Source organism: Paracoccus sp. PAMC 22219 (assembly GCF_000787695.1).
GTDB lineage: Bacteria > Pseudomonadota > Alphaproteobacteria > Rhodobacterales > Rhodobacteraceae > Paracoccus.
In genome coordinates this window covers 1-3,192 of sequence record NZ_BBPH01000222.1, presented here as the reverse complement: position 1 = coordinate 3,192, position 3,192 = coordinate 1, and the positions used below count along the sequence as shown (strand labels likewise).

At 67.9% G+C, this 3,192-nt stretch carries 2 pseudogenes; one reads left to right on the top strand and one right to left on the bottom strand.

The features are described from left to right. Positions 1–289: pseudogene (locus TY51_RS19040) on the bottom strand (hypothetical protein); the annotation flags it as partial. Positions 290–821: 532 nt separating this feature from the next. On the opposite strand from TY51_RS19040, the pseudogene TY51_RS19035 reads away from it, so the two are divergent. Next, positions 822–3,192, top strand: a pseudogene (locus tag TY51_RS19035) (ribonuclease E/G); the annotation flags it as partial.

The window sequence follows — 3,192 nt, the reverse complement described above, 5'->3', positions numbered from 1 at the left end:
GGCGCGGGTCATAGGCCTGGCGCAGCGGCCCCGCGCCTCCCACCCGCAGGCCAGCGCCCAGGCCCTCGGCCGGATCGCCGCAAAAGCCCAGTTGCTGCGGCCAGGATATGCCGCCGGGACCGGTCTGGGGCGACAGGATGTGGCGATGCGGGTCATGCGCCGGACGGGCCGGGGAATAGCGATAGCCGTGCAGCATCACCAGGACCGGCGCACCGGCGGGCAGGCGGCGCGCGGCCTCCCGCAGGGCAGGGGCCACAGGCTGGTCGGCATCCATCCGCATCACGGGCATCGCGGCCTCCGTTCCCGGTCGATACCGGACTAGGGACAGGCTGCGACGGTCGCGTGAAAAATCTGTTAATGCTGCGTGACGTTGCGCGGTTGCCGCAAAATCGCCCATGCCGGGCCCGGATCGTTTTCTGCATTGAATTTTGGTGGGTTCCACCGCTATGTTGGCCCCATGCGCAGGGCTGCCCGCAACCGGGGGTTGCCACGCGCCGAAAGTTTCGCAGCGCGGCACCTCTGATCCCGATATCGGGCAGCCATGTGTCCCGCGGAAAACCAAGCCTCCGTCGCGCCACCGCATTGCGGGACGGCGCAGGGGGTCAGATGAACAGCGGCCCCGCCTTGCGGCATCGGGCCATCCTAGGGAACAGACGCGATGACGCGCGCTTTGGACGGCAGACTTCGGGACGGGCGGGCAAGATGCCCCGTCGGCCCGGACGTCTTCGACGGTGACGCGCCCGTGTCCTTATCATACCGCAGACCGAACCGGGGGATGCCTTCGGCGCCGCCCGGCCTTCGGCTGCGCGAAAGACATAACAATGGCAATGAAAATGCTGATCGACGCCACCCATGCCGAGGAAACTCGGGTGGTCGTGGTCGATGGAACCAAAGTCGAGGAATTTGATTTCGAGACGGCCAACCGGCGCCAGATCGCCGGGAACATCTACCTGGCCAAGATCACGCGGGTCGAACCCTCGCTGCAGGCGGCCTTCGTGGATTACGGCGGAAACCGCCACGGCTTTCTGGCCTTCGCGGAAATCCACCCGGACTATTACCAGATCCCCGCGGCCGACCGCGAGGCGCTGAAGGCCGAGGAACGCGCCGATGCCGAGGCCCAGGAGGCCGAGGAGGAGCGTGGCCGTTCGCGCCGCAAGCCCCGCGCCGAGGCGGTCGAGACGTCCGACGAGACGACGACCGACGACGCCGGCCAGGACGCGTCCGACAAGGATGACGAGATCGAATCGGTCGCCGACGAGGACGTGACCGAGGAGGTCCGCGCGCCGCGCAAGCCGCGCGCCCGCCGCTACAAGATCCAGGAAGTCGTCAAGGTCCGCCAGATCATGCTGGTCCAGGTCGTCAAGGAGGAGCGTGGCAACAAGGGTGCGGCGCTGACCACCTACCTGTCGCTGCCCGGCCGCTATTGCGTCCTGATGCCCAACACCGCGCGTGGCGGCGGCATCAGCCGCAAGATCACCAACGCCGCGGATCGCAAGAAACTCAAGGACATCGCGGGCGAACTTGATGTGCCCAAGGGCGCCGGCCTGATCATCCGCACCGCGGGCAGCGAACGCACCCGGATGGAGATCCGCCGCGATTACGAATACCTGCTGCGCCTGTGGGAGCAGATCCGCGACCTGACCTTCAAGTCGATCGCGCCGGCCGCCATCTATGAGGAAGGCGACCTGATCAAGCGCAACATTCGCGACCTGTATTCCAAGGATATCGACGAGGTCCTGGTCGAGGGCGAGCGCGGCTATCAGGCGGCGCGCGACTTCATGCAGATGATCATGCCGACGCATTCCGACAGCGTGAAGCACTATCAGGACCAGATGCCGCTGTTCGCGCGGTTCCAGGTCGAAAGCTATCTGGCGGGCATGTTCAACCCGGTCGTGCAGCTGAAATCGGGCGGCTATATCGTCATCGGCATCACCGAGGCGCTGGTCGCCATCGACGTGAACTCGGGTCGGGCCACCAAGGAAGGCTCGATCGAGGAGACCGCGCTCAAGACCAACCTGGAGGCCGCCGACGAGGTTGCCCGCCAGTTGCGTCTGCGCGATCTGGCCGGGCTGATCGTCATCGACTTCATCGACATGGACGAGCGTCGCAACAACGCCGCCGTGGAAAAGCGCATCAAGGACAAGCTGAAATCCGACCGCGCCCGCATCCAGATCGGCCGCATCTCGGGGTTCGGCCTGATGGAGATGTCGCGCCAGCGCCTGCGCCCCGGCATGCTGGAATCGACCACGCAGCCCTGTGCGCATTGCCACGGCACCGGCCTGATCCGCAGCGATGACAGCCTGGCGCTGACCATCCTGCGCGCCATCGAGGACGAGGGCACCCGCAAGCGGTCGCGCGAGGTTCTGGTCAAGGCGCCCGTCGCCGTCGCCAACTTCCTGATGAACGCGAAACGCGAGCATGTCGCAGGCATCGAGGCGCGTTACGGCCTGTCCGTGCGGGTCGAGGCCGACCCGGCCCTGGTATCGCCCGATTTCGCGATCGAGAAGTTCAAGACCGCGACCCGCGTGCTGCCCGAGCCCAGCCATGTTCCCCTGGGCGTCAATGCCGACCTGATGGCCAGCATCGACGAAGAGGAGGATCTGGACGTCGCGGAACCGCAGGACGAGCCCGTGACCGAGGTCGCCGAGCGCCCGAGGCCGCAGCCGAACCGCGTGCAGAGCGTCCGGCCGATCCCGATGCGGATGGAGAGGGTCGGTCGCGCCGCCGCCGTCGTCGTCGTCGCCGGAAATCCGGCGATCGCCCCGAGGGCGAGGATATGCGCGCAGATGACGATCAGGACGACGATGGCGAGGACCAGTCCGACGAGGACGTGGCAGCCCCGCCGCCGCCGAACCCGTCGCCGCTGCCGACGATCAGGCCGAAGCCGATGCCCCGCAAGCCGAGGAGGAGGCTCCCGCCGGTCGCACCCGCACCCGGTCGCGCGGTCGGTCGCGGTCCAGAAAGCCCGTCGATGCCTACCCCTTGGCCGAGGTCGTGGACCTGCAGGACAGCCAGGATGCCCGCGCCGACGCGCTGCCCGGCGTGAACGCCGCGCCCGTCGCCGCCGAAGTGGTGGCCGAGGCGCTGGTCGAGACCGCCGCAGCCCCCGTCGAGGCCGCCCCCGCCAAAGCGGAGGAGGCCCAGCCCGAACCCGCAGCCGCCCCGTCCAAACGGCGCGGTTGGTGGGCAGGC